Origin of the sequence: Streptomyces sp. GSL17-111, from assembly GCF_037911585.1 — a bacterium.
GTDB lineage: Bacteria > Actinomycetota > Actinomycetes > Streptomycetales > Streptomycetaceae > Streptomyces.
In genome coordinates, this window is the sequence record NZ_JBAJNS010000001.1 from 3,163,354 (window position 1) to 3,188,348 (window position 24,995).

At 74.9% G+C, this 24,995-nt stretch carries 21 protein-coding genes, 1 tRNA gene, 1 other RNA gene and 1 riboswitch; of the genes, 10 read left to right on the forward strand and 13 right to left on the reverse strand.

The features are described from left to right. The first annotated feature begins 109 nt into the window (after positions 1–109). Positions 110–1,375, forward strand: a complete 1,266-nt coding sequence (gene cbiE / locus V6D49_RS14125) for a precorrin-6y C5,15-methyltransferase (decarboxylating) subunit CbiE (RefSeq protein ID WP_340560003.1) — start codon at positions 110–112, stop codon at positions 1,373–1,375. Then, positions 1,372–2,121 carry a precorrin-4 C(11)-methyltransferase gene (gene cobM, locus V6D49_RS14130; protein ID WP_340560004.1) on the forward strand — a complete coding sequence of 250 codons (750 nt, stop codon included), beginning with the start codon at positions 1,372–1,374 and terminating at the stop codon, positions 2,119–2,121. The genes cbiE and cobM overlap by 4 nt, the downstream gene beginning before the upstream one ends. Positions 2,122–2,169: 48 nt before the next feature. Here the strand turns inward: cobM and V6D49_RS14135 are convergent, their stop codons facing one another. From V6D49_RS14135 to V6D49_RS14145, 3 genes are all read right to left on the reverse strand, one after another. Next, positions 2,170–2,421, reverse strand: a complete 252-nt coding sequence (locus tag V6D49_RS14135) for a type II toxin-antitoxin system RelE family toxin (protein ID WP_340560006.1) — start codon at positions 2,419–2,421, stop codon at positions 2,170–2,172. Next, positions 2,418–2,798 carry a hypothetical protein gene (locus V6D49_RS14140; protein WP_340560007.1) on the reverse strand — a complete coding sequence of 127 codons (381 nt, stop codon included), beginning with the start codon at positions 2,796–2,798 and terminating at the stop codon, positions 2,418–2,420. Before V6D49_RS14140 ends, V6D49_RS14135 begins: the two co-directional genes overlap by 4 nt. Before the next feature lie 108 nt (positions 2,799–2,906). Beyond that, a complete protein-coding gene (locus V6D49_RS14145) occupies positions 2,907–4,019 on the reverse strand; it encodes a cobalt-precorrin-5B (C(1))-methyltransferase (RefSeq protein WP_340560009.1) in 1,113 nt (370 codons plus the stop codon). A gap of 11 nt (positions 4,020–4,030) precedes the next feature. On the opposite strand from V6D49_RS14145, the gene V6D49_RS14150 reads away from it, so the two are divergent. Continuing rightward, complete coding sequence (locus V6D49_RS14150) at positions 4,031–4,783, forward strand: cobalt-precorrin-6A reductase (protein WP_340560010.1); 753 nt, start codon at positions 4,031–4,033, stop codon at positions 4,781–4,783. Here the strand turns inward: V6D49_RS14150 and cobJ are convergent. The 3 genes from cobJ to cobG form a co-directional block, all read right to left on the reverse strand. After that, entirely contained in the window at positions 4,768–6,207 is a 1,440-nt protein-coding gene (gene cobJ, locus V6D49_RS14155; protein WP_445330640.1) for a precorrin-3B C(17)-methyltransferase, read from the reverse strand. The genes V6D49_RS14150 and cobJ overlap by 16 nt on opposite strands. 136 nt (positions 6,208–6,343) lie before the next feature. After that, positions 6,344–6,970 (reverse strand): precorrin-8X methylmutase, encoded by a 627-nt coding sequence (locus tag V6D49_RS14160; RefSeq protein WP_340564001.1) that lies wholly within the window; start codon positions 6,968–6,970, stop codon positions 6,344–6,346. An 11-nt stretch (positions 6,971–6,981) separates the two neighbouring features. Beyond that, positions 6,982–8,391, reverse strand: coding sequence for a precorrin-3B synthase (gene cobG / locus V6D49_RS14165; protein WP_340560015.1), 1,410 nt, complete (start codon positions 8,389–8,391; stop codon positions 6,982–6,984). 106 nt (positions 8,392–8,497) lie between these two features. Then, positions 8,498–8,594: riboswitch (cobalamin riboswitch) on the forward strand. A 54-nt stretch (positions 8,595–8,648) separates the two neighbouring features. Here cobG and cobN point away from each other — a divergent pair. Further along, positions 8,649–12,257, forward strand: a complete 3,609-nt coding sequence (gene cobN / locus V6D49_RS14170; RefSeq protein WP_340564004.1) for a cobaltochelatase subunit CobN — start codon at positions 8,649–8,651, stop codon at positions 12,255–12,257. An 84-nt stretch (positions 12,258–12,341) separates the two neighbouring features. Then, the gene (locus V6D49_RS14175) at positions 12,342–13,499 is read left to right on the forward strand and encodes a winged helix DNA-binding domain-containing protein (protein WP_340560016.1); all 1,158 of its coding nucleotides are present in this window, start codon (positions 12,342–12,344) and stop codon (positions 13,497–13,499) included. A 46-nt stretch (positions 13,500–13,545) separates the two neighbouring features. Here V6D49_RS14175 and V6D49_RS14180 read toward each other — a convergent pair whose 3' ends face one another. Both V6D49_RS14180 and V6D49_RS14185 read right to left on the reverse strand, forming a co-directional pair. Then, positions 13,546–14,490 (reverse strand): LuxR C-terminal-related transcriptional regulator, encoded by a 945-nt coding sequence (locus V6D49_RS14180; RefSeq protein ID WP_340560018.1) that lies wholly within the window; start codon positions 14,488–14,490, stop codon positions 13,546–13,548. Positions 14,491–14,796: 306 nt separating this feature from the next. Continuing rightward, entirely contained in the window at positions 14,797–15,288 is a 492-nt protein-coding gene (locus tag V6D49_RS14185) for a hypothetical protein (RefSeq protein ID WP_340560020.1), read from the reverse strand. A gap of 184 nt (positions 15,289–15,472) precedes the next feature. On the opposite strand from V6D49_RS14185, the gene V6D49_RS14190 reads away from it, so the two are divergent. Together V6D49_RS14190 and V6D49_RS14195 are read left to right on the forward strand one after the other, a co-directional pair. Continuing rightward, a complete protein-coding gene (locus V6D49_RS14190) occupies positions 15,473–17,557 on the forward strand; it encodes an APC family permease (protein ID WP_340560022.1) in 2,085 nt (694 codons plus the stop codon). A gap of 98 nt (positions 17,558–17,655) precedes the next feature. Further along, the gene (locus tag V6D49_RS14195) at positions 17,656–18,153 is read left to right on the forward strand and encodes a hypothetical protein (protein WP_340560024.1); all 498 of its coding nucleotides are present in this window, start codon (positions 17,656–17,658) and stop codon (positions 18,151–18,153) included. Between the two features lie 5 nt (positions 18,154–18,158). Here V6D49_RS14195 and V6D49_RS14200 read toward each other — a convergent pair whose 3' ends face one another. Together V6D49_RS14200 and V6D49_RS14205 are read right to left on the reverse strand one after the other, a co-directional pair. Next, positions 18,159–18,857: a phosphoribosyltransferase gene (locus tag V6D49_RS14200; RefSeq protein WP_340560026.1), complete on the reverse strand. Its 699-nt coding sequence runs from the start codon at positions 18,855–18,857 to the stop codon at positions 18,159–18,161. Further along, a complete protein-coding gene (locus tag V6D49_RS14205; RefSeq protein WP_340560028.1) occupies positions 18,854–19,531 on the reverse strand; it encodes a dienelactone hydrolase family protein in 678 nt (225 codons plus the stop codon). Before V6D49_RS14205 ends, V6D49_RS14200 begins: the two co-directional genes overlap by 4 nt. Before the next feature lie 180 nt (positions 19,532–19,711). Here V6D49_RS14205 and V6D49_RS14210 point away from each other — a divergent pair, with 180 nt between their 5' ends. After that, positions 19,712–20,458 carry a restriction endonuclease gene (locus V6D49_RS14210; RefSeq protein WP_340560030.1) on the forward strand — a complete coding sequence of 249 codons (747 nt, stop codon included), beginning with the start codon at positions 19,712–19,714 and terminating at the stop codon, positions 20,456–20,458. Positions 20,459–20,545: 87 nt separating this feature from the next. Here the strand turns inward: V6D49_RS14210 and V6D49_RS14215 are convergent, their stop codons facing one another. Together V6D49_RS14215 and V6D49_RS14220 are read right to left on the reverse strand one after the other, a co-directional pair. Further along, a complete protein-coding gene (locus V6D49_RS14215; protein WP_340560032.1) occupies positions 20,546–21,454 on the reverse strand; it encodes a phosphorothioated DNA-binding restriction endonuclease in 909 nt (302 codons plus the stop codon). 150 nt (positions 21,455–21,604) lie between these two features. Next, positions 21,605–23,026: an ATP-binding protein gene (locus V6D49_RS14220; protein WP_340560033.1), complete on the reverse strand. Its 1,422-nt coding sequence runs from the start codon at positions 23,024–23,026 to the stop codon at positions 21,605–21,607. Positions 23,027–23,433: 407 nt separating this feature from the next. Between V6D49_RS14220 and V6D49_RS14225 the strand changes: the two genes are divergently transcribed. Next, positions 23,434–24,435: an asparaginase gene (locus V6D49_RS14225; RefSeq protein WP_340560035.1), complete on the forward strand. Its 1,002-nt coding sequence runs from the start codon at positions 23,434–23,436 to the stop codon at positions 24,433–24,435. Positions 24,436–24,703: 268 nt separating this feature from the next. Here V6D49_RS14225 and V6D49_RS14230 read toward each other — a convergent pair. Beyond that, positions 24,704–24,788: transfer RNA gene (locus V6D49_RS14230), tRNA-Ser, on the reverse strand. 73 nt (positions 24,789–24,861) lie between these two features. Here V6D49_RS14230 and ffs point away from each other — a divergent pair. Further along, an RNA gene (gene ffs / locus V6D49_RS14235) (signal recognition particle sRNA small type) lies at positions 24,862–24,960 on the forward strand. Positions 24,961–24,995: the final 35 nt, after the last annotated feature.

Genomic DNA, 24,995 nt, shown 5'->3' on the forward strand with positions numbered 1-24,995 from the left:
GCCGGACGTCCACCGGGCTCGGGGGGTGCTGAACGACCTGGTCGTCGGGGTGCGGGTGGGGGGTCAGTAGAGTGCGGGGGTCCCCGATCCGAGACCGAAGGCAACGGCTGTGAGCAGCGCACTCCCCGCACGTCCGGCACCGTCCGGGGTGACGGTCGTGGGGATCGGGGCCGACGGATGGGACGGGCTGACCGGCGCGGCGCGGGCCGCGCTGCGCGAGGCCGAGGTCGTCGTCGGCGGCGCGCGGCAGCTCGGGCTGCTGCCGGCGGAGTGCGGGGCGGAGCGCGTCGCGTGGCCCTCGCCGCTGCGACCCGCCGTGACGGGGGTGCTCGCCGCACACGCGGACCGCCGCGTCGCCGTGCTGGCCAGCGGGGATCCCCTTTTCTACGGCATCGGGCGGGCGCTGACCGAGGAACTGGGCGCGGAGCGGCTGCGGGTGCTGCCGCACCCCTCGTCCGTCGCCCACGCGTGCGCCCGGCTGGGGTGGCCGGTGGAGGACACGGAGGTCGTCACCGCTGTCGGACGGCCGGTGGCGCGGCTGGCGGCCGCGCTGCACGACGGCCGCCGGGTGCTCGTGCTCAGCGCCGGCGCGGGGACGCCCGCCGAGGTGGCGGAGCTGCTGCGGGACCGGGGCTTCGGGCCCAGCCGGATGTACGTCCTGGAGCGGCTGGGCGGCGCGGAGGAGCGCCGCGTGGAGGGGACGGCACAGGCGTGGCCGCACCCGGCCGGCGACGCGCTGAACGTCGTGGGCGTGGAGTGCCGGTGGGACGGCGTGACCCCCCGGCTCGGCGCCGTCCCCGGGCTGCCGGACGAGGCGTACGAGAGCGACGGCCAGCTCACCAAGCGGCACGTGCGGGCCGCCACGCTGGGCGCCCTCGCCCCGGCGCCGGGAGAGCTGCTGTGGGACGTGGGCGGGGGGTCCGGCTCGATCGGCGTCGAGTGGATGCGGACTCACCCGTCGTGCCGCGCGGTGGCGGTGGAACGGGACGCGGAGCGGGCCGGCCGCATGGCCCGGAACGCGGAACGACTCGGCGTGCCCGGGCTGCGCGTCGTCCGGGGGACGGCGCCGGGGGCGCTGGCCGGACTGCCGGTGCCGGACGCCGTCTTCGTCGGCGGCGGGCTCACGACGCCGGGGCTGCTCGACGCCTGCTGGGACGCCCTCCCGGCGGGCGGCCGGCTGGTCGCCAACACCGTGACGCTGGAGTCCGAGGCGCTGCTCGCCGAGCGGTACCGGCGGCACGGCGGCGACCTCGTCCGGCTGGCCGTCGCCCACGCCGTGCCCGTCGGCGGCTTCACCGGCTGGCGGCAGGCCATGCCCGTCACCCAGTGGGCCGTCGTCAAGCCCCCTCGCCCGTCAGGAGACCTCCCCGCATGACCGTGTACTTCATCGGCGCCGGGCCCGGCGCCGCCGACCTCATCACCCTGCGCGGTGCGCGGACGCTCGCCGCGTGCCGGGTCTGCCTGTACGCGGGCAGCCTGGTGCCGCCGGAGCTGCTGGCCGAGTGCCCGCCGGGGGCCCGTCTGGTGGACACCGCGCGGCTGAACCTGGACGAGATCACCGCCGAGCTGGTCCGGGCCCACGCGGAGGGGCTGGACGTCGCGCGGCTGCACTCGGGCGACCCGTCGGTGTTCAGCGCGGTCGCCGAGCAGATGCGGCGGCTGGACGCGGCCGGGGTGCCGTACGAGGTGGTGCCGGGCGTCCCGGCGTTCGCGGCGGCGGCCGCCGCGCTGAAGCGGGAGCTGACCGTGCCGACGGTCGGCCAGACGGTGATCCTCACCCGCGTCGCCCAGCAGGCCACGGCGATGCCGGAGCGCGAGGACCTGGCGACGCTGGGACGCAGCGGGGCCCTGCTCGTCCTGCACCTGGCCGCGCGCTACGCGGACCGGGTCGTCGCGGAGCTGACGCCGCACTACGGCGCGGACTGCCCGGCGGCCGTCGTCGCGATGGCCAGCCGGCCCGACGAGCTCGTCCTGCGCGGCACGCTCGCCGACATCGCGGAGCAGGTGCGGGACGCGGGGATCGTGCGGACGGCCGTGATCATCGTCGGCCGGACGCTCGCGGCCACCCAGTTCCGCGACAGCCACCTCTACTCCGCCGACCGCGACCGCTGCGCCGACTGACCGCCGCCAGGCAGGCCGCTCTCAGGCCGTCTCCGCGCCGCGTGGCGGTCAGCGCACGCGCCCGACCACGTCGACGGCGATGACGACGGGCTTCTGCTGCTTGATCGTGTACCAGACGCGGTAACGGCCGACGTGTATGCGGTACTTGCCCCCTCCGCAGTCCAGAGCACCGGAGGGCTGGGGGTCCCGGGCGAGGAGGTCGACGCTGTCGAGGACCTGGTCCACGCCGGCCTGATCGTCTTTCGCGTACCGGTTGAGGGCGTTCCGCGCGGTGCGCTCCCACTCCACGCGGGTGCTCACGAGGACATCCGTCCGTCGAGCTGGTCGCGCAGCTCGTCGGTGGTCAGGGGGGCCGCTGTGCCCTGCTCCTCGTCCAGCCGCCCCTGGAGCAGGCCGAGGGCGTCCTCCAGCACGGCGAGCACGGCGGGGGAGACCACGACGGCGACGGTGTCGCCGTGGGCGTCCGTCAGCGAGATCGCTCTGGCCGTCTGGGCGAAGGAGAGGGCCTGCTCGGGGTCGAGCGCGGGCGAGTCGCCGTCCTTCTCCCGCTCGGTCAGGTCCTCCTGGGCCTGGGTGACGTAGCGGGCGACGGCTTCGAGCTGCCGCGCCGCGTCCGGGATCGGAAGGGTGTCCACCGGTCCCTTCCGGACTAATCCGTCGAACTGTGAGGAATCCATGGGCGACACCGTGGCAGTGCGGATCGCGTCCGGCAAGAGGACTCGGCGGAGGCACGGGCGCACGGGCGGGGCGCGGGGGAGCGCGGAGGGCCCGGCGCGGCGCGGGGGTCAGTCGGGGGTGCGGCCGACGATGGTGCCGGCGCGGTCGACGCACAGGACGTCGACGGTGACCGGGGCGCCGCGCAGGACGGCGAGGGCCTGGTCGCGGGCCTCGGCGGCGACGAGGTCGCCGAGGGGGACACCGGCGGCGGTGCAGAGTTGGAGGGCGGCGAGGCCGGTGTTGGCGGTGGCGACGGCCTCGGCCAGCTCCGGGGACGCGCCGCCCCGGCGGGCGAGGTCGGCGAGGAAGCCCTTGTCGACCTGCGAGCGGCCGGAGTGGAGGTCCAGGTGGCCCGCGGCGAGCTTGGAGAGTTTGGCGAAGCCGCCGCAGAGGGTGAGCCGGGGCACGGGGTGGCGGCGGACGTACTTGAGGACGGCGCCCGCGAAGTCGCCCATGTCCAGCAGGGCGTCGCCGGGCAGGCCGTACTCGGCGACGACGGTCTTCTCGGACGTCGAGCCGGTGCAGCCCGCGACGTGGGTGCGGCCCGCGGCGCGGGCGACGTCGACGCCGCGCCGGATGGAGTCGATCCAGGCGGAGCAGGAGTAGGGGACGACGATCCCGGTGGTGCCGAGGATCGACAGGCCGCCGAGGATGCCGAGCCGGCCGTTCCAGGTGGAGCGGGCGATCTCCTCGCCGTTGTCGATGGAAAGGGTGATCTCCACGTCGCCGGTTCCGCCGTGGCGGTCGGCGACGAGCGCGACGTGCTCGCGCATCATGCGGCGCGGCACGGGGTTGACGGCCGGTTCGCCGACGTCCAGCGGCAGCCCCGGCAGGGTGACGGTGCCGACGCCGGGCCCGGCGCGGAAGACGACGCCCGCACCGGCGGGCAGGGGCCGCACGGTGGCGCGGACGAGGGCGCCGTGGGTGACGTCGGGGTCGTCGCCCGCGTCCTTGACGACGCCGACGGTGGCGCTGCCGTCCCCGAGGGCCTCCAGCGCGAGCGCGAAGGCGGGCGTCTGGCCCTTGGGGAGGGTGATGGTCACCGGGTCGGGGAAGTCGCCGGTGAGGAGGGCGGTGTAGGCGGCGGTGGTGGCGGCCGTGGCGCAGGCGCCGGTCGTCCACCCGGGCCGTAGGCCGGTGTGCTTGAGTTGGGCCTCGCGCCCCCCGCTCGCCTCACTCATGGACGGTCCTGATGCACGTGCTCATCCTCGGCGGGACGACGGAGGCCCGCCGGCTCGCGGAGACGCTGGTCGCCGGGGCGGTGCCCGGCGTGCGGGTGACGTCCTCGCTGGCCGGGCGGGTGGAGCGGCCGAGGCGGCCGCCGGGCGAGGTCCGTCTCGGCGGGTTCGGCGGGGTGGACGGCCTTGCGGACTGGCTGCGCGAGCACCACGTTGACGCGCTCATCGACGCCACTCATCCCTTCGCCCGGACGATCAGTTTCCACGCGGCGGAGGCCGCCGCCCTCACCCATGTTCCCCTGCTGGCGGTGCGCCGTCCCGGCTGGGTGGCGGTCGAGGGGGACGACTGGCACGGCGTCGAGTCGCTGGAGCAGGCCGCCCGCACGGTGCCGGTGTTGGGGAGCCGGGTGTTCCTCACCACGGGACGCATGGGGCTGGCCGCGTTCGCCGGGTGCGCGGAGCCGTGGTTCCTGGTGCGGTGCGTGGACCCGCCCGAGCCGCCGCTCCCGCCGCGCTCGGAGGTGCTGCTGGACCGGGGCCCGTACACGCTCGACGGGGAGCGGGAGTTGATGCGCCGCCACCGCGTCGACGTCCTGGTGACGAAGGACAGCGGCGGGGCGGCGACCGCGCCGAAGCTGGCCGCCGCCCGGGAGCTGGGGCTGCCCGTCGTCGTGGTGCGCAGGCCGCCGGTGCCGCAGGGCGTGCCGGTGGCGCAGGGCCCGGAGGCCGCCGTCGCGTGGCTGGCGCGGATTCACTCCTCCGGGTAGCGGCGCGGCGTCCAGACGACCTCCTCGCCGCCGTCCCCGCGCCGCACGGTGCGGGTCTGGGAGGAGCCGACGATCAGGAGCGTGCGCATGTCCACGGCGGCCGGATCGAGGTCGGCCAGCCGCACGACGCGGACGCTCTCCTCCGGGCCGCCGATGTCCCGGGCCAGGACGACGGGGGTGTCGGGGGCGCGGTGTTCCAGCAGCAGCTCGCGGGCCTTGCCGACCTGCCAGGTGCGGCTGCGCGAGCCGGGGTTGTAGAGCGCGAGCACGAGGTCGGCGGAGGCGGCGGCGTGCAGCCGTTCCGCGATGACCTCCCAGGGCTTGAGCCGGTCGGAGAGGGAGAGGGCGGCGTAGTCGTGGCCGAGGGGCGCACCGGCGCGGGCGGCGGCGGCGTTGGCGGCCGTCACGCCGGGCAGGACGCGCACGGGGACGTCCGCGTACTCCGCCTGGGAGGCGGCCTCCAGGACGGCGGTGGCCATGGCGAAGACGCCGGGGTCCCCGCCGGAGACGACGGCGACGCGGTGGCCGCGCAGCGCCAGGTCCAGCGCGAACTCGGCGCGCTCCGCCTCCACCTTGTTGTCGGAGCCGTGCCGCCGCTGGCCGGGCCGCACGGGCACCCGGTCCAGGTAGGTGGTGTAGCCGACGAGGTCGGTGGCGGCGGCGAGCGCGCCCCGTGTCTCCGGGGTCAGCCACAGCGGGCCGGCCGGTCCGGTGCCGACGACGACGACCCCGCCGGACTCCACCGGCGGCTGCGGGTTGCCGATGCGGCTGGGCAGCACGGCCAGCGAGAAGTACGGGACGCTGTCGGCGTCGACGTCGGCCAGGGCCGCCGTCCGCTCCCCGGCCATCGTCGCGCGCTCGACGAAGTGCGCCTCCGGGAGCCGCCCGGAGCGCTCGAAGGCGCGGCGGACGGTGGGAAAGGTGCGGCCGAGCTTCATGACGACTGCGGCGTCCGTCCCGGCCAGGCGGGCGGTCAGCTCCTCCTCGGGCAGGGTGCCGGGAAGAATCGTCAGCACCTCCTCGGCCTCCGCGAGGGGGGTGCCGAGCCGGGCGGCGGCGGCGCTCACCGACGTCACGCCGGGGATGACCTCCGTCGGGTAGCGGTCGGCGAGCCGCTTGTGCATGTGCATGTAGGAGCCGTAGAACAGCGGGTCGCCCTCGGCGAGGACGGCCACGGTGCGGCCCGCGTCGAGATGGGCCGCCAGGCGGGCGGCGGCCTGCTCGTAGAACTCGTCGATCGCGCCCCGGTAGCCGCCGGGATGGTCGGTGGTCTCCGTGGTGACGGGGTAGACCAGCGCCTCCTCGATGTGGTCGGGGCGCAGGTGCTCGGCGGCGATGGAGCGGGCGATGGACCGGCCGTGCCGGGCGCTGTGATAGGCGATCACGTCGGCCTCGGCGATGACCTGCACGGCCCGCACGGTCATCAGGGCGGGGTCGCCGGGGCCGAGCCCGACGCCGTAGAGCCGCCCCCGGGTGTCCTGGTGCGCGTGCCCGTGCTCGGTCCCGTGCTCGGTTCCGTGTGCGTGCCCGCGTTCGTGGCGCTCGTTCTCGCTCACTGCCCTACTCTTCCTCGCTCGCGACGGCGTTGAGCGCGGCGGCGGCCATGGCGCTGCCGCCCCGACGTCCGCGCACGATCAGGTACGGCAGCCGGGAGGCGTGCCCGGCCAGCGCCTCCTTGGACTCGGCGGCGCCGATGAACCCCACGGGCACCCCGATGACGGCCGCCGGGCGCGGTGCGCCCTCCTCGATCATCTCCAGCAGCCGGAACAGCGCGGTGGGCGCGTTGCCGACGGCGACGACGGCGCCCTCCAGCCGGTCGCGCCACAGCTCCAGGGCGGCGGCGCTGCGCGTCGTGCCGAGCTGTGCCGCCAGCTCCGGGACGGCCGGGTCGGACAGCGTGCAGACGACCTCGTTGTCGGCGGGCAGCCGCTTGCGGGTGACGCCGCTGGCCACCATCCGCGCGTCGCACAGGATCGGCGCCCCGGCGCGCAGTGCGGCGCGGGCGGCGGCCACCGCGTCGGTGCTGTAGGCGAGGTCCCGGACGAGGTCGACCATGCCGCAGGCGTGGATCATCCGCACCGCGACGCGGCTGACGTCGGCGGGCAGGGCCGCGAGGTCCGCCTCGGCGCGGATGGTGGCAAAGGACTGCCGGTAGATCTCGGCGCCGTCCTTCTCGTAGTCGAACACGGTGTTCTCGCTCATCTCGTGGCGGTTCTCGTCGCGGAACCGCCGGTGGCTCGGGTGGCGGCTCGGGTGGCGGCTCGGGCCGCCGCGAGGGCGGCGGCCGTCCGGTCGGGCGGTGGGGTGCCGCCGGAGGCGGGGGCGGGCAGATGGACGGTGTGGCCGTCGGGGGCGGTGACGCGGTAGCCGTCGCCCGTCGCCAGCACGTCGACGTGCTCGCCGCGCGGGTGACCGCACCGGCGCGCGCAGCCCGACCAGTACACCGGCAACGTTCCGGCTCCGGCGACGGGTGCGGCCCCTGCGGCGGGCAGGGCGGCGGCCGCGTCGGCGCGGACGTCGGCCAGCGCCTTGGCGCAGCCGGGTCGGCCGACGCAGGCGCCGACCCCGGGCCACGGCGAGGCCGGGTCCGTCACCAGCCCGGCCGCCGCGAGGTGGGCGGCGGCCTCCTCGGCGCGCGGGCGGGACAGGCCGGGCACGAGGACGCCGCGCCAGGGGGTGAGGGTCAGTTCGTCCGCGTCGCCGAGCCGGGCGGCGTCGGTCAGGGCCCGCCACTGTGCGGTGCTCAGCGCGCCGAAGGGGGCGTGGACGGAGAGGGTGACCGGCCGGTCCGGGGCGGCACCGGCGAGGATGCCGGGGTCGGGCGGCGCGGCGGGCGGTGCGGCCGGGGGCGCCGTGCGGGGTGCGGGCGGGGGCGCGGCGGTCACACCGGCGTCGCGCAGTCGCTGCGGCAGGGCGCGGGCCAGCGCGCCTGGCCCGCCGGGCAGTTCGGTGACCCGCCAGGTGCGGGTGCCGCACTCCCGGGCGGCGGTGAGGAACGTCTCGGCGGCCAGCAGGGCGGCCCGGGGGGCCTCGGCGGCCGGGACGCGGGCGGCGGCGGTGTCCGCGACGTACAGCACCGCGTCGCCCGCCGGGGATGCGAGGAGTGTCACATCGGCGCCGAGGGCGAGGACGTCGCCCCGGCCGTCGTCGAGGGCGAGGAGGAAACGTCCGGAGAGCTCCGACGCGGCGTTGCTCGCGCACAGTCGTGCGTCCAGCTCCCGCAGCCACGGCCGCACGTCCCGGTGGCCGTGGCCGTCCCGGCCGGACAGCGGTGAGGCCACCACGTTGCGGACCCGTTCGTGCCGGGCCGACGGCAGCAGTCCGGCCGCCGTCAGAAGCCCGGCGAGCTCCCGGACGCCGTCCGAACGCAGGCCGCGCAGTTGGACGTTGCCGCGCGAGGTGAGGTGCAGCGTGCCGTCGCCGAGCCGCTCCGCCGCGTCCGCCGCGACCTGCGCCTGCCGCGTCGTGAGGACGCCGCCCGGTATCCGCACGCGCACCAGCAGGCCGTCGTCGGCCGTGTGCGGCCGCAACGAACCCGGGCAGGCGTCACCGCCCTCCGGGGGAGGGGGCCCGTCCGGGGACGGGGGCGGGGCGGGGGGCGTGGACATGCCGGGGAGCATACCGACCGGTTGTCGGCCCTCCCGGGGCCCACGGCCTGCCCGGGGACCTGCGGCGGCGCTTACTATGCTCCTCGGCGGACCGCCCGGTCCGCCATCGCCGAAGACGGCGACAGGGGAGGAAGCCCGGTGCGAATCCGGCGCGGTCCCGCCACTGTGAATCCGGCCACACGGGCCGGGTGAGCCAGGAACTCCCGCCGTCCGACACCGCCCGGGGCGCGGACACCCCGAGGAAGGCCAGACGCCGCATGATCCTGCTCCTGTCGACGTCCGACACCGATCTGCTCAGCGCCCGCGCGGCCGACGGCCCGGTCCCCTACCGGTACGCCAACCCGGCCCGCCTCGACCTCGGCGAACTGCCCGCACTGCTCGACGGCGTCGACCTCGTCGTCGTCCGGCTGCTCGGCGGCGTCCGGGCCTGGCAGGAGGGGCTGGACCTGCTGCTCGCCGAGGGGCGGCCCGTCGTCGTCCTCAGCGGTGAACAGGCCCCCGACGCCCAGCTCATGGCCTCCTCCACGGTGCCCGTCGGCATCGCCGCCGAGGCGCACGCCTACCTCGCGCACGGCGGCCCGCAGAACCTGGACCAGCTCGCCCGCTTCCTGTCCGACACGGTGCTGCTCACCGGCCACGGCTTCGACCCGCCCGCCGCCGCGCCGACCTGGGGCCCGCTGGAGCGCACGGCCCGCGCCGACGTGACCGGGCCCACCGTCGCGGTGCTCTACTACCGCGCCCACCACATGAGCGGCAACACCGCCTTCGTCGACGCCCTGTGCGGGGCGATCGAGGACGCCGGCGGCCGGCCCCTCCCGCTGTACGTGGCCTCCCTCCGCGCGCCCGAGCCCGAGCTGATCGAGGCCCTGGGCGCGGCCGACGCCGTCGTCACCACCGTCCTCGCCGCCGGTGGCACCAAGCCCGCCGAGGCCTCGGCGGGCGGCGACGACGAGTCCTGGGACGCCGGCGCCCTCACCCGGCTCGACGTCCCCGTCCTCCAGGCGCTGTGCCTCACCGGCTCCCGCACCGCCTGGGAGGAGAACGACGAGGGCGTCTCCCCGCTGGACGCGGCCACGCAGATCGCCGTGCCCGAGTTCGACGGCCGTCTCATCACCGTCCCCTTCTCCTTCAAGGAGATCGACGCCGACGGCCTGCCCGCCTACGTCCCCGACCCCGAACGGGCCGCCCGCGTCGCCGGGATCGCCGTCCGGCACGCCCGGCTGCGGCACGTCCCGGCGGCGGAGAAGCGCATCGCGCTCGTGCTCTCCGCCTACCCGACCAAGCACTCCCGCATCGGCAACGCGGTCGGCCTCGACACCCCGGCCAGCGCCGTGGAGTTGCTGCGCCGACTGCGCTCCGAGGGCTACGACTTCGGCACCGAGGAGATCCCCGGCCTGGAGTCCGGCGACGGCGACGAGCTGATCCGCGCCCTCATCGAGGCCGGCGGCCACGACCAGGACTGGCTCACCGAGGAGCAACTGGCCCGCAACCCCGTGCGCATCCCGGCCGCCGACTACCGCCGCTGGTTCGCCACCCTTCCCGCCGAGCTGCGCGAGGCCGTCGAGGAGCACTGGGGCCCGGCGCCGGGCACGATGTTCGTCGACCACAGCCGCGCCGCCGACGGCGACCCGGACGGCGACATCGTCCTCGCCGCCCTGCGCCGGGGGAACCTGCTCATCGCCATCCAGCCGCCGCGCGGCTTCGGCGAGAACCCCATCGCGATCTACCACGACCCGGACCTCCCGCCCTCGCACCACTACCTCGCCGCCTACCGCTGGATGGCGAGCCGCGCCGAGGACGGCGGCTTCGGCGCCGACGCCATGATCCACCTCGGCAAGCACGGCAACCTGGAGTGGCTGCCGGGCAAGAACGCCGGGCTGTCCGCCGCCTGCGGCCCCGACGCCGCCCTCGGCGACCTGCCGCTGATCTACCCGTTCCTCGTCAACGACCCGGGCGAGGGCACCCAGGCCAAGCGCCGCGTCCACGCCACGCTCATCGACCACCTCGTGCCGCCCATGGCCCGCGCCGACTCCTACGGCGACATCGCGCGGCTCGAACAGCTCCTGGACGAGTACGCGCAGATCTCCGCCATGGACCCGGCCAAGCTGCCCGCGATCCGCGCCCAGATCTGGACGCTCATCCAGGCCGCCCGGCTCGACCACGACCTCGGCCTGGAGGCGCGCCCCGACGACGACGGCTTCGACGACTTCCTGCTGCACGTCGACGGCTGGCTGTGTGAGGTCAAGGACGCCCAGATCCGCGACGGCCTGCACGTCCTCGGCGGCGCCCCGACCGGCCCCGAGCGCGTCAACCTCGTCCTCGCCGTCCTGCGCGCCCGGCAGATCTGGGGCGGCACGACCGCCCTGCCGGGGCTGCGGGAGGCACTCGGCCTGGACGAGTCGGCGGCCACCCGCGTCGCCGCCGACACCGTCGAGGCCCGCGCCCGCGCCCTCGTGGAGGCCATGGAGGACGCCGGCTGGGACCTGGCGGCGGTGCCCACCGTGGCCGCCGGACAGCCCGAACAGGTCGCCGACATCCTGGAGTTCGCCGCCCGCGAGGTCGTGCCCCGGCTGGCCGGGACCACCGCCGAGCTGGACCACGCCGTGCACGCCCTGGCCGGTGGCTTCGTCCCCGCCGGGCCCTCCGGCTCACCCCTGCGCGGCCTGGTCAACGTCCTGCCGACCGGCCGGAACTTCTACTCCGTCGACCCCAAGGCCGTCCCCTCCCGGCTCGCCTGGGAGACCGGGCAGGCGCTCGCCGAGTCGCTGGCCAATCGCTACCGGGACGACAACGGCGAGTGGCCCACCTCCGTCGGCCTGTCCCTGTGGGGCACCAGCGCCATGCGCACGGCGGGCGACGACATCGCCGAGGCGCTGGCCCTCCTCGGCGTCCGGCCCGTGTGGGACGACGCCTCCCGCCGCGTCACCGGCCTGGAGCCGGTGCCGCTGGAGGAGCTGGGCCGCCCGCGCATCGACGTCACCCTGCGCATCTCCGGCTTCTTCCGCGACGCGTTCCCGCACGTCGTCGGGCTGCTCGACGACGCCGTCCGGCTCGCGGCCGCCCTGGAGGAGCCGCCGACGAGCAACCACGTGCGCGCCCACGCCCAGGCCGACCTCGCCGAGCACGGCGACGAACGCCGTGCCACCACCCGGATCTTCGGCTCCCGCCCCGGCACCTACGGCGCGGGCCTGCTCCAGCTCATCGACTCCCGCGACTGGCGCACCGACGCCGACCTCGCCGAGGTCTACACCGTCTGGGGCGGCTACGCCTACGGCCGGGGACTGGACGGCCGTCCGGCACGGGAGGAGATGGAGACCGCCTACCGGCGCATCGAGGTCGCCGCGAAGAACACCGACACCCGCGAGCACGACATCGCCGACTCCGACGACTACTTCCAGTACCACGGCGGCATGGTCGCCACGGTCCGGGCGCTGAAGGGCACCGCCCCCGAGGCGTACATCGGCGACTCCACGCGGCCCGAGACGGTCCGCACCCGCACCCTGGTCGAGGAGACCTCCCGCGTCTTCCGCGCCCGCGTCGTCAACCCCAAGTGGATCGAGGCGATGCGCCGCCACGGGTACAAGGGCGCCTTCGAACTGGCCGCGACCGTCGACTACCTGTTCGGCTACGACGCCACCACCGGCGTCGTCGCCGACTGGATGTACGACAAGCTGGCCCAGACGTACGTGCTGGACCCCGAGAACCGCGCCTTCCTCCAGGAGGCCAACCCCTGGGCCCTGCACGGCATCGCCGAGCGGCTGCTGGAGGCCGAGTCGCGCGGGCTGTGGGCCAAGCCGGACGCGGACACCCTGGAGGCGCTGCGCGCCGCGTTCCTCGAAGCGGAGGGCGACCTCGAATCCGACTGAGCCCGACTGAGCCCGCCTGAGTCCGTAGCCCGACTGAGCCCGAAACCGCTGGCGGTGACGGACCCGCCGGGACACAATCCGCTGGTGAAGATCACCGCGCGCGAGCTCAACCGGGCCACCCTCGACCGTCAACTCCTGCTGCGACGTGAGGCGCTGGCCGTCCCCGACGCGGTGCGCCGCATCGTCGCCGTCCAGGCCCAGCAGCCCGCCTCGCCGTACCTCGCGCTGTGGAACCGGGTCAGCGACCTGTCGCTCGCCGAGGTCGACGCCGCCTTCACCGACCGCGCCGTCGTCAAGGCCACCCTGCTGCGCCTCACCCTGCACGCCGTCCACGCCGACGACGACCCGGTGTTCCGCGCGGCGATGCGGCCGACGCTGCGCGCCGCGCGGCTGGGCGACCGCTTCGCCGACGCGGGGCTCACCCCCGCCGACGCCGAACGGCTGGTGCCGCAGCTGCTCGCCTTCGCCGACCGCCCCCGGACCTCCGCCGAGTTGCAGGCATGGCTGGGGGAGCGGCTGGGCGCGGAGCAGACGGCCGGGGCCTGGTGGGGACTACGGGCCTACGCGCCCCTGCACCACGCGCCCACCGGCGGCCCGTGGTCGTTCGGCTTCCGCCCGTCCTACGTCGCGGCGCCGGCCGCGCCCCTCCCCGCGCCGGACGGGGCCGACGTCGGTCCGGACGCGGCGGCGCGGGCGCTGGAGGCGCTCACCCTGCGCTACCTGACCGGCTTCGGCCCGGCCTCCGTGGCGGACGTCGCCCAGTTCGCCACCGTGCGGCGCACCGCCGTCCGGCAGGCACTGCGCGACCTCGGCGACGCCGTCGAGCAGCTCGAAGGCCCCGACGGCGCCACCCTGTTCGACGTCCCCGGAGCTCCGCGCCCGCCCGCCGACACCCCGGCCCCGCCCCGGCTCATGGCCATGTGGGACAGCACCCTGCTCGCCTACGCCGACCGGGCCCGCGTCCTTCCTCCCGCCTACCGCCGCCTGGTGATACGCAGCAACGGCGACGTGCTGCCCACCCTGCTCGTCGACGGCCACGTCGCCGGGGTGTGGCGCCCGGTCGAGGGCGGCATCGAGGCCACGGCCTTCCACCCCCTGCCGCCCGAGGAGTGGGACGCCCTCGCCGCGGAGGCCCGCGCCCTGGCGGCGCTGCTCGCCGACCGCGATCCCCGCCCCTACCGCCGCTACGACCACTGGTGGGCCAAGCTGCCGGAGGCCCGGCCCCGGCTGCTCACCCCCTAGCCCCGGCCCGGCGCGAACCGTCGGGCCGGGGTCGGGCGGGCCGGGCTCAGTCGAGCTCGCCGGAGCGGGCGAGCAGGTAGGCGAGCTGGGCCCGGCTGCGGCTGCCGAACATCTCCGCAGCCCGCCGGACGTGGTTGGCCACGGTCCGGGTGCTCATGCCCAGCCGGGCGGCGATGGCCGCGTCCGTGTGCCCCTCGACCATCAGCCGCAGCACGGTCAGCCGCTTCTCGTCCGTCAGCGGCGCGGGTCGGCCGTGCGGCGTGTGGAAGTCGACGGGCTCCGCGCGCTGCCAGGCGTGGTCGAAGACGTCGGCGACGAAGCCGACGACGCCCGGGTGTTCGATCGCCAGGGCCTGGTCGCCGCGTTCGGCGCTGTGGTCGGGGATGAGGGCGAAGCTCCGGTCGTAGAGGAAGACCCGGTCGAACAGCTCGTCCAGGGTGCGGAACTCCCCTCCGTGCGCGTGCACTTCGGCCATGAACTCCACCACCGGCTCATGTGCGCGCACCGAGTGCTGGTACAGCGCCCGCACCCGCACGCCACGGGCGAGCAGGCCGAGGACGCGGGGCAGGTTGCGACGCAGCAGTTCCGGTGGGCGCGGCGCCTGCGGCTGCGCGTACCGGAACTCCGTGCGGCACTCCTCCCCCTTCTGACGGACCGCCGCCACGATCACCTCCCGCCCCTCCAGCCGCCGCACCGGGGCGAGGCTCTCCCGCAGCCCCTCGTCCCATAAGCCCTGCACGGTCGCGAAGGCGTCGCGCAGGACGCCCAGCCGTTGCCGTCCCTCCTGGATCGCCTCCTCGACGGGGTGGGCCAGCCGGTGCGACGCCAGGCTCGGCGGCACCGGGGTGAAGACCCCCGGCCGGTCGTCGCGCTGCCGCAGCAGCCGCAGGTCCAGCAGGCACCCGGGGATCTCGCCCGAGACCGCGCCGTGCGTGAGCGCGTCCCGGTACACGGCCAGGCCCCTGTCGCAGGGGGGCTCAGGTTCGGCCACGATCGGTTCGTCCTGTTCTCGGCACATTTCCGTCCCCTGCGTGTTTCGGCAATGCGAGATCTCGCATCCTCTCATCGGCCCGGCTCTCCGCGCGGGCCCGACATGATGGGTCCCGTGGCCACGCACACCACGGGGGACGTGGCCGTGCGACGGGGGAGTCCCTGGCGCCGCACCAACGCGCAAGCCTGTGACGAGGTCGGCGCCACGGACCCGTCCCGGTCGGCGGGACGTCCGTGGCGGCCGAAGAGCCCGTTGGTGCCGCGCCGGGCGTCGTGCGCGACGCCCGGCCCCTCACCACGTCCGGCCTCAGGCGGCCTCGCGCCGGGTGGTGCGTCGACGGACGATCCAGGCTGCGCGACCCGCCGACCACAGCACCAGCAGCCCCACGAACGGGCCGACGAGGAACACGACGCCGACCACCGCCAGGTCGATGCCCAGGGTCACGTCCGTCAGCACCCGCCACGCGGCGCCCGAGACCAGCCCGGCCACCAGGAGCGGCCCGACCACGCTCCACCAGCACGGGTCGTACCCGCGCCACCGCACCACCGCGCCCCGCAGCAGCAGCGCGAGCAGCATCACGACCAACGCCGCTGCGCCCAGTGCGTGTTGGGCGGCCGAACTCCGCACGAGCGGTTCGACGAACCGCGTACCGCCGTCCGGCCCGCCGTCGCCGCCCAGATCCCCGACGGCCCACCAGGTGAGCACGGGGGCGGCCAGGACGAGCCCGCAGACCACGGCCGGTACCGCCCAGCGACGTCCGGCCAGCCACTGGCCGAGCGGTGGCCTGCGCGCGTTCACGGGCGCCCCACGGTGACCGGCGGGGCGAGCACCAGACCGGCGGCGGACGACGCCCGGGCCCGTCCGCGGGTGCCCGCTCTCTCTCGTGTGTCCATGGCCGCAGTATCCCCGCACCCGCTAAGGCTGTGGCAAGATCCGCCGCCGGACGGCGCCCGCAGCGTTCCGCGTGCATACGATCGCGCGCGTGCAGAAACTCTCGGACCTGCCGAAACGCATACTCCTCGGGCGGGCGCTCCGCAGCACGCAACTCGGCCAGACGCTCATCCCCAAGCGGATCGCGCTGCCCGTCTTCGCCTCGGACCCGCTCTCGTCCGTGGCGTACGCGCCCGGCGAGGTCCTGATCATGCTGTCGATCGCCGGCGTCGCCGCCTACGGTTACAGCCCCTGGATCGCCGCGGCCGTCGTCGTCCTGATGGTGACGGTCGTCGCCTCCTACCGGCAGAACGTGCGCGCCTACCCGAGCGGCGGCGGCGACTACGAGGTCGCCCACACCAACCTCGGCCCCCGGGCCGGGCTGACGGTGGCCAGTGCCCTGCTCGTCGACTACGTCCTCACCGTCGCGGTGTCGATCTCGGCGGGGGTGGAGAACATCGGCTCGGCCGTGCCCTTCGTCGTCGAGCACAAGGTGCTGTGCGCCGTCGGCGTCATCGCGCTCCTCACGGTCATGAACCTGCGCGGCGTCCGGGAGTCGGGGAAGCTCTTCGCGATACCGACCTACGTCTTCGTCACCGCCGTCCTCGCCATGATCGCCTGGGGCGCCTACCGGGCCGGCGTCCTCGGCGAGGAGATGCGCGCCCCCACGGCCGGGTTGGAGATCCGCGCCGAGCACACCGGACTCGCCGGGCTCGCCCTCGTCCTCCTCCTGCTGCGGGCCTTCTCCTCCGGCTGCGCCGCCCTCACCGGCGTCGAGGCCATCAGCAACGGCGTGCCCGCCTTCCGCAGGCCCAAGAGCCGCAACGCCGCCACCACCCTGCTCCTCATGGGCGCCCTGGCCGTCACCATGTTCTGCGGCATCATCGGCCTGGCCCTGGCCACGGACGTCAAGATGGCCGAGGACCCGGCGCACGACCTGCTGCGGGACGGCGCCCCCGTCGGCGCCGAGTACGTCCAGGACCCGGTGATCACCCAGGTCGCCGCCGCCGTCTTCGGCGACGCGACGCTCATGTTCACGCTGCTCGCCGCCGCCACCGCGCTCGTCCTGTTCCTCGCCGCCAGCACCGCCTACAACGGCTTCCCGCTGCTCGGCTCGATCCTGGCCCAGGACCGCTACCTGCCGCGGCAGTTGCACACCCGGGGCGACCGGCTCGCGTTCTCCAACGGCATCGTGCTCCTGGCGACGGCCGCCGCACTGCTGGTCTGGATCTACGGCGCCGACACGACGCAGCTGATCCAGCTCTACATCGTCGGCGTCTTCGTCTCCTTCACCCTCAGCCAGACCGGCATGGTGCGCCACTGGAACCGTCACCTGGCGACGGAGACCTCCCCGGCCGCCCGGCGCCGCATGCTCCGCTCCCGCGCCGTCAACGCCTTCGGGGCCTGCTTCACCGGCCTCGTCCTCCTCGTCGTGCTCGTCTCCAAGTTCACCCACGGCGCCTGGGTCGCCCTGCTGGGCATGGCCCTCTTCTTCCTGCTGATGACGGCGGTCCGGCGGCACTACGACCGCGTCGCGGCGGAGATCGCCGCCCCCGAGGAGCCGGGCGACGAGGCGAACCTCCCGTCCCGCGTGCACTCCGTCGTCCTCGTCTCCCGGCTGCACCGGCCCACCCTGCGCGCCCTCGCCTACGCCCGGTTGCTGCGCTCGGGCCACGTGGAGGCGCTGACCGTCGACGTCGACCCGCAGGAGACGCGGGAGTTGCGGGCCGAGTGGGAACGGCGCGGCATCGAGATCCCGCTGAAGATCCTCGACTCGCCCTACCGCGAGATCACCCGGCCCGTCGTCGACCACGTCCGGAGCATCCGGCGGGAGAGCCCGCGCGACGCGGTCAGCGTCTACATCCCCGAGTACGTCGTGGGCCACTGGTACGAGCAACTCCTGCACAACCAGAGCGCCTTGCGGCTCAAGGGCCGACTGCTGTTCACGCCCGGGGTCATGGTCACCTCGGTGCCGTACCAACTGGAGTCCTCTGAGGCGGCCAAGCAGCGCGCCCGCCGCCGCGAGCGCTGGGCCGCGCCGGGTGCCGTACGCCGTGGCCCCGTCGAACCCCCCGCACCGGCTGCGCCCCCCGCACCGTCGGAGCCGCCCGGCGAGGACGGAACACCACGCGGCTGACGACCGGGCCCACCCGCACCGGGTGGAGGCCGTCTTGTGAGCGGTCCGCCGACTTCCTAGCGTGGAGCACCGGGGGTGGCGGGCCGGAAGGGCGGGGCATGACGGACGGCACGGTGCAGCGGTCGGGGGCCGAGGACGCCGCCGGGGAACCGGTGGTGGTGCCGCTCAGGGCACCCCGCAGGGGGTTGTACGTCCTGACCATGGTGCTCTTCGGCGCCCTGGTCACCCTGGCCGTCCACACCCTCTTCGAGTGGGCGCCGTTGCGGGTGCCCGGCGCGCGCGAAGCGGTCGTCACGCAGGTCCACGGCTGCCCCGCCGAGCCGCCCTCCCTCACGGCGGCGGACTGCTCCGCCTCCTGGCGCTTCCCCGACGGCGGCACCGGCCACGGACGCGTCGTGCGCGGCCACGGCCTCACGGCCGGGGACACCGTGCACGCCGACAGCGGCCTGGCCTACGACACGGCGGGCACGCTCGTCGAGGCCGCGTCGATCTGCGTCGGACTGAGCCTCATCGTCCCCGGTGTCCTGGCCGCCCAGTGGCTCGGCCGGCACCGCGCCCACCGCCGCTACCACCGCCTGGGCCGCACCTACCCGTGACGTCCTCAGCCCGGCTCCGGTGGGGCGGGGCGTCGCGGCGTCGGCCGGACGGCGTCCGCGTGGCGCAGCTCGGCGAGCACCTCCTCGTCGGTGACCTGCGCGAACTCCTCGTACCACTGGCCCACCGCGCGGAAGGACGGAGGCCGCCGCAGGCACACCAGGTCGTCGGCCTCCCGCCCCACCGGCCCGGCCGCCTGCGGTGCGCAGACCGGCACGGCCAGCACGAGCCGGGCCGGCCCCAGCGTGCGCAGGTGACGCAGGGCGGCGCGCGCGGTGACGCCCGTGGCCAGACCGTCGTCGACGACGATCACCGTGCGCCCCGCGACGTCCGGCGGCCCGCCGCCCCGCCGGTACAGCTCCTCCCGCCGCCGCAGCTCCGCCCGCTCCCGGGCCACGACCGGGGCCATTGACTCCGGCGTGAGCCCCAGCAGTTCCAGCGTGCGCCCGTCGAAGAGCGGCTCGCCGTCCCCGGCGATCGCGCCCACCCCCATCTCCGCGTGCCCGGGCGCCCCGATCTTCCGGACCACGACCACGTCGAGCGGCGCCCCCAGCTCCTCGGCGACCTCCGCCGCGACCGGGACGCCGCCGCGCGGCAGCGCCAGGACGACCGGCTCGGTGACCCCGTGACCGGCCGCCCACGCGCTGAGCCGCCCGGCCAGCCGCCGCCCGGCGTCCCGGTGGTCACGGAACCGCTCGCCGTTCATTCCGGCACCTCCGCACCGTCCGTGCCGTCCGGCCCGCCCGGGTGCAGGAACCACGCCCGCGCCGCCTCCGCGACCTCCGCCAACGCGCCGGGCTCGGCGAAGAGGTGCGTGGCGCCGGGCACGACGCGCTCGCGGTGCGGCGCCCGCAACGCCCGCGCCGCCTCCCGGTTCAGCCGCAGCACGTCCGTGTCCGCACCACCGACGATCAGCAGCACCGGAGCCCGCACCCGCGCCAGCGCCTCCCCGGCCAGATCCGGGCGACCGCCCCGGGAGACCACGGCCCGCACCCGTTCCGGTCGCGCGGCCGCCGCGACCAGGGCCGCACCCGCCCCCGTACTCGCTCCGAAGAGGCCCACCGCTACCCCCGCCGTCCCGGGCCGCTCATCGAGCCGGTCCACGAGGCCGACGAGCCGCCGCGCCAGCATCGGGACGTCGAACCGGTGCCGACGCGTCGTCGCGTCCGCCCGCTCCTCGTCCGCCGTCAGCAGGTCGACGAGCAGTGTGCCCAGCCCCGCCTCCCGCAGGGCCTCCGCGACGGCCCGGTTGCGCGGACTGTGCCGGGAGCTCCCGCTCCCGTGCGCGAACACCACCACGCACGACGCTCCGTCCGGCACCGCCAGATCCCCGGCCAGCACGACCCCGTCCACCGGCATGTTCACGCTCTCGGCGTCCACCGCGACCACCTCCCGCGACGCCCACCCTCCGCAGTACCCCGCACCACCCGTCCAAACGGCTTCGCCCCGACGACCCCCGCCGTCGCCCTCCCGCCTTTTCAGACATGGCCGAAAGGTCGCTCTTCCGGCCGCTCGCCCCCTCTTCCACACTGACTCCGGAGCGTGACCGGAGGGAGCGCCATGGCGGCGGGAACGGCTGCGCGCGGACGGAGGGCAGCCGCGCGGAGGCAACGGCGAAGGCGGCTCGGCGCGGCGTCGGCGGGCGCCGTACTCCTGCTGATCCTCCTGGCCGCCTCCTGGTCCACGTTGTGGCCCTACGTCGTCGGAGCCGCGTGTCTGTGCGGCCTGGGCGCCGTCGCCTGGTGGTGGTGGCGGACGGACCGCGCCCTGCGCGGCGGCGACCGCCGCTGGCGGCAGGAGGAGGCGGTGCGGGCCGGCCACCGCACGCTGGCCGAGGTGGACGCGATGACCGGGACGGAGTTCGAGGAACTGGTCGCCGCGTTGTGCCGGCGGGACGGCTGTACGGAGGTCCGCCGGGTGGGCGGCTCCCATGACAACGGCGCCGACGTCGTCGGCCGCCTTCCGGACGGCCGGACCATGGTCGTCCAGTGCAAGCGCTTCGTGCCCACCAGCACCATCAGGAGCCGGGACGTGCGGGATCTTCTGGGATCGGCGGTGCACTTCCACGCCGACGTGGCCGTCTTCGTGACCACGACCCGCTTCAGCGGTCCCTCGGGATCGTTCGCGGTGCAGAACGGCATCATCGCCGTCCATCGCGACCTCCTCGGCCTGTGGAACAGCGGAGCCTCGCTGACCTCCCTGATCGAGGTCAACGGCTCCGGCCAGGGGGACGTCCGCCACCGGGCCCGCTGGAAGCAGACCTACGGAACCACCCGCCGCAAGCCCGGAAGCAAGCGCCCCACCTGACCCCGGCCGCGCCCCGGGCGCTGCGCGCGCCTCGCCGCGCACCGCGTCGGGACGTCGCCGTGACGGCCGGGCGGCGGGCCCACGCGCTCACGTTCCGGCGGTCTGCAGATCCGCCCCGGTCCGCGAGGGGCCGTGGAAGACCTGGCTGGTGTGCCAGGAGCGGTGCTGCGCCGCCACGGGGCGGACGCCCGGCTGCGGTCCGGTGAGCGAACGGCCCGCGAGGCCAGTGACGTGCTTGCGGGCCGCCGCGCCACGTCCGACGAAGTGCCGCGAGACGAGGATGCGGTGGTCGTCGCCGACTCCGAGAACGCCCTTGTCGAAGAGCTTGTGGTGCAGCGAGCACAGACAGAGACCGTTCTCGACGTCATCCGGCCCACCGAACGCCCACCAGCGCACGTGCGCGGCCTCCAGCCCGACCGGTGCCGCCCCCAGCGCCCCGTCGTATCCACAGAAGGCGCACTGGTACGCGTAGGCCGTCAGGACCAGTTCCCGCATACGCCGGTCCCTCCGGCGTCGCGCTGACGCCACCCCTCCGGACTCCGGGGGCTCCAGATCCAGACCGATCGTCGCGCAGAGGTCTCCGTGGAGCGAGGTCGGGAAGTGCAGGTCCAGCAGGAGGCGGGTCATCCGGCCCAGCAGCTCCGGCTCCCGCCGCAGCGCGGCCCGCAGCTCCGGCACGAGCCGCCCGACGGCCCCGGACGCCCGCAGCTCCCGTACCGCGGTCCCGGGGCTGCCGGTGCCGCGATCGGTGCGCACCTCCCACACACCGTCGCTGACCAGGTGGTGAAAGGGGTAGGCGGGTGTCGACCTGTGAGGGGGACCGTACTCGGACAGCAGCCGCTTCAGGTCCTCCTCCACCACGCTGTAGGACAGCCCGCCGTCGGCGTCCTCCTGGAACCGGCCCAGGGCGTAGAGCAGGAGGAGCGGCTTGTGGGGAGCGCGGGCCCCGTCCCTGGTCCACTGTCTCAACGCCGCGATCCGCCCCAGCCAGTCCATGACGGGCGAGCGTAGCGTCGCCGCACCGGACCCCGCAGGCAGGGCCCCGGCCCCGGACCCGGACGGCTGCGGCCCGTGACTGATCCGCCCGGGTCGTCCGTCTCGGGCTCGGCCGGCGGTTCGGGACGACAGGCGATGTCAGCCGCCTGATCAGGTCCTGCGCCAGGCGCCGAGCAGTTCTTCGGGGCCGTACGCCGCCTGGATGCCGGAACAGGTGATCCCGTTGCGGGAGACCGCCACGAGCGGTACCGGCTCGTCGGTGATCGCGGCCCGGTGCTTGTGGAGCGCGGCCAGGTCGTGGGCGTCGAACGCGGAGTTCTCCAGCCACTTGACCGAACCGAGGAAGAGCAACTCGTGGGCCACCGGCTGCTGGTCGGCGCCGACCAGGTCGATCTCGACGTCATTGCTGCGGGTCCAGTAGCCACCGATCGCCGGAGCGGCGGGCAGGAGCCCGTCCGGCAGGAGGCGGGCGAGGGACTCCCGGACGAGGGGCTCGACCGCACGCCCCCGCCAGCTCGTCCACCGCTCCTTGATCCGGCTCAACGTGAGATCGCCCCGCATCCGCTCGATCTCCGCCATGTGGGGATCCAGAAACGCGAGCCAGAACCGTAGGTACGGGTCGGCCACGCGGTAGCGGCGTTCCTTCGACGGTCGCAGAGAGAGGGGGAGTTCGGCCGCCACCACCCGCTTCTCGGTCAGGAGGTCAGTGGCTCGGGTGAGCGTGGTGTGGGCGATGCCGCCGGCCGCGCGGGCGATGTTGGTGAAGGTTCTCTCGCCGCTTCCGATGGCCCGTAGGACTTCTCTGCTCAGCGCCTGTGGTGGGAACTCCGCTGCGAGTGAGCGTTCGGCGGAGACCAGCAGCGCCGAGATCGGGTTGTCGAGCGAGTCGCCGAGGAACTCCCAGACGTCCGCTCCGGGCCGCCACTCCGCGCAGATCAGCGGAAGACCTCCGGTGACCAGCGCGGCGTCGAAGGCGGCGGCCGGTGCCAGGCCGAGCATCTCGCCGATGTCGGCGGGGTTCAGCGGCCCCACGACCATCTCCCGGCCCCGCTGGTGGAACGGGCGGTCGTAGCTGTTCAACGCCTCCATCATCGACAGGTCGGAGCCGACCAGGAGGAGCAGTACGGGCTTACGGCTGAGCAGACGGTCCCACGCCCGCTGGAGCATGCCCTCGAACGCGTCGATGCGGTGCATGAGGTACGGAACCTCGTCCATGACGACCACGCTCGGGCTGTCGTCCGGAAGAATCTCCGCGAGCAGCCTGAAGGCCGCGTTCCACTGGTCGGGAGTCTCCTCCGAGAACAGTTCCCGATCGGGCATGGTGGATCGGGCGACGGTGTCGAGCAGTTCCGTCAGCTCGTCCTCCGCCGTGCCGCCCGCTGCGGTGAAGAAGAGATGCGGCACCTCCGTGCGCCGGAGGAACTCCTCGACGAGGCTGGACTTGCCGACCCGCCTCCGCCCGCGCATGAGGATGCACTGTCCCGGCTTCGCCGAGCCGGTGGCGTCCTGCACCGATCGCAGAGCGTCGCCGAGCATCTTCAGCTCGCGGTCCCGTCCGATGAAACGCCGCACGCAATACTCCCACGAACAATAGTATCGGCAGAGATAGTATCCATGACGATACCAAGTGAAGGAGCGCATCGGCCCGGGTCGGGGCGGGTCGGAACGGGTCGGTCCGTCACACCCTCTCGACGGAGATGGTCCGGGACCAGCTTCTCCCCGGCGTCCACGTCCGAGGTGAAGACGTGGCCAGGCCCTTCCGCTGCCGCGCGATGACGGCGAGCACCGCGTCGATGGCGTACTTGTGACCGTGCGGCTTGGCGGTCGGCCAGGGGCCGGCGGGCCTGACGAGCCTCGTCCTTGCCGATATCGGCGACCTTGATGGTGATCATTCCGCATACCCGGACGGCGCCGACCCGATAGCCTGCATGAACGCGTGAGGTCGCGGCTCGGCGGCCTCCGGACAGGGGAGCGTGGGCATGACGGAGTCGGTCAGGAACGTGGCCGTCTTCTCCCTCGGCGGCACGATCGCCATGACCACCGACCCCACCGCCGGAGGCGTCGTACCGGCGCTTTCGGCCCACGAACTCCTCGCGGCGGTACCCGCGCTGGCCACGAGCGGCATCGGCCTCAAGGCGCAGGACTTCCGTCGTCTGCCGGGCGCCTCCCTGACCTTCGAGGACCTCACCGCACTGTCAGCCGCGATCGCGGCGGAGCTGGAGACCGGAGAGGTCGACGGCGTCGTCGTCACCCAGGGCACGGACACCATCGAGGAGACCGCCTTCCTCCTCGACCTCTACCACGGCCACGCGCAGCCTCTCGTCGTCACCGGCGCCATGCGCAACCCCACCCTGCCCGGCGCCGACGGCCCGGCCAACCTCCACTCCGCCGTTCTGGCCGCCGCCGACCCCGGGCTCAGCGGCGCCGGCTGTCTGGTCGTACTCGGCGACGAGATCCACTCGGCCCGGACCGTCCGCAAGTCCCACACCACCAGCCCCGCCGCCTTCACCTCACCGGCGTGCGGCCCGATCGGGCGGATCGCGGAGAACCGCGTTCGGAGGGTGGGCGGGTTGCCGCGCCGCGGGCCGCTGGTCCCTGTCCCCGACCGCGAGGCGCGCGTCGGGCTGTACACCGTCACCCTCGGCGACGACGGCACGCTGCTCGACCTGTGGGACGGCAACTGCGACGGACTCGTGGTCGCGGCCTTCGGCGTCGGCCACGTCCCGGAGCGCCTCGTCGAGGGGCTCACCGAGCTCGCGTCCCGCATGCCCGTGATCCTCGCCTCCCGCATCGGCAACGGACCCGTCCTGTCCGACACGTACGGCTTTTCCGGCTCCGAGAAGGACCTCCTCTGTCGAGGGCTGATCGGCGCCGGAGACCTCGGCCCGTACCAGGCGAGGCTCCTGCTGCACGCCCTGCTCGCCCATGGCGCCGACGGGGCGACGGTCCGAGAGACCTTCACCACCGCTTCCGCCCGCTGACGCACCTTCGCGTCCGTCGGCCAGGCGCGTGCCGGAGCGGCGAGCAGCGGCACTACCGCTTCGACGTCGGTCTCGTCCTGGTGCCGGGTCGCCTTCGCCTTCCGGCGCCCAGCGCCCCGGCACTTCGCCCCATCACCCGCCCTTACGCCCCGTGACCCAGGGGGCGGAGGTCAGGACTGGCGGCGGGTCGGCGGTCTCACCGCACCAACGACGAAGGTCCCGGCCGCTTGCGCGGTCGGGACCTTCGTTCAGCCCGGTGAGAGCTGGGCGGAGGATACGAGATTCGAACTCGTGAGGGGTTGCCCCCAACACGCTTTCCAAGCGTGCGCCCTAGGCCACTAGGCGAATCCTCCGCCGAGAACTGTACACAACCGGAGGGGGTGCTTGCGAACTCGATCCCAGGTCGGGGGATCGGGTAGGGTTGGCGCCAGCCCCTCACGTGGCGCTATCTGACTGAACTCCCCCAGGGCCGGAAGGCAGCAAGGGTAGGTTGGCTCTGGCGGGTGCGTGAGGGGCGTTGTCGTCCCCGGTGCGGCTCGCCTGTCGGTGGGCTCCGATAC

Excerpts from the sequence above, each read along its gene's own strand:
- cobG (WP_340560015.1), bottom strand. The coding sequence starts at position 8,391 with ATGTCCACGCCCCCCGCCCCGCCCCCGTCCCCGGACGGGCCCCCTCCC.
- cobN (WP_340564004.1), top strand. The coding sequence starts at position 8,649 with ATGATCCTGCTCCTGTCGACGTCCGACACCGATCTGCTCAGCGCCCGC.
- cobM (WP_340560004.1), top strand. The coding sequence starts at position 1,372 with ATGACCGTGTACTTCATCGGCGCCGGGCCCGGCGCCGCCGACCTCATC.
- V6D49_RS14150 (WP_340560010.1), top strand. The coding sequence starts at position 4,031 with ATGCACGTGCTCATCCTCGGCGGGACGACGGAGGCCCGCCGGCTCGCG.
- V6D49_RS14145 (WP_340560009.1), bottom strand. The coding sequence starts at position 4,019 with ATGAGTGAGGCGAGCGGGGGGCGCGAGGCCCAACTCAAGCACACCGGC.
- V6D49_RS14225 (WP_340560035.1), top strand. The coding sequence starts at position 23,434 with ATGACGGAGTCGGTCAGGAACGTGGCCGTCTTCTCCCTCGGCGGCACG.
- V6D49_RS14195 (WP_340560024.1), top strand. The coding sequence starts at position 17,656 with ATGACGGACGGCACGGTGCAGCGGTCGGGGGCCGAGGACGCCGCCGGG.
- V6D49_RS14210 (WP_340560030.1), top strand. The coding sequence starts at position 19,712 with ATGGCGGCGGGAACGGCTGCGCGCGGACGGAGGGCAGCCGCGCGGAGG.
- cobJ (WP_445330640.1), bottom strand. The coding sequence starts at position 6,207 with ATGACCGTGCGGGCCGTGCAGGTCATCGCCGAGGCCGACGTGATCGCC.
- V6D49_RS14140 (WP_340560007.1), bottom strand. The coding sequence starts at position 2,798 with ATGGATTCCTCACAGTTCGACGGATTAGTCCGGAAGGGACCGGTGGAC.
- V6D49_RS14215 (WP_340560032.1), bottom strand. The coding sequence starts at position 21,454 with ATGGACTGGCTGGGGCGGATCGCGGCGTTGAGACAGTGGACCAGGGAC.
- V6D49_RS14200 (WP_340560026.1), bottom strand. The coding sequence starts at position 18,857 with ATGAACGGCGAGCGGTTCCGTGACCACCGGGACGCCGGGCGGCGGCTG.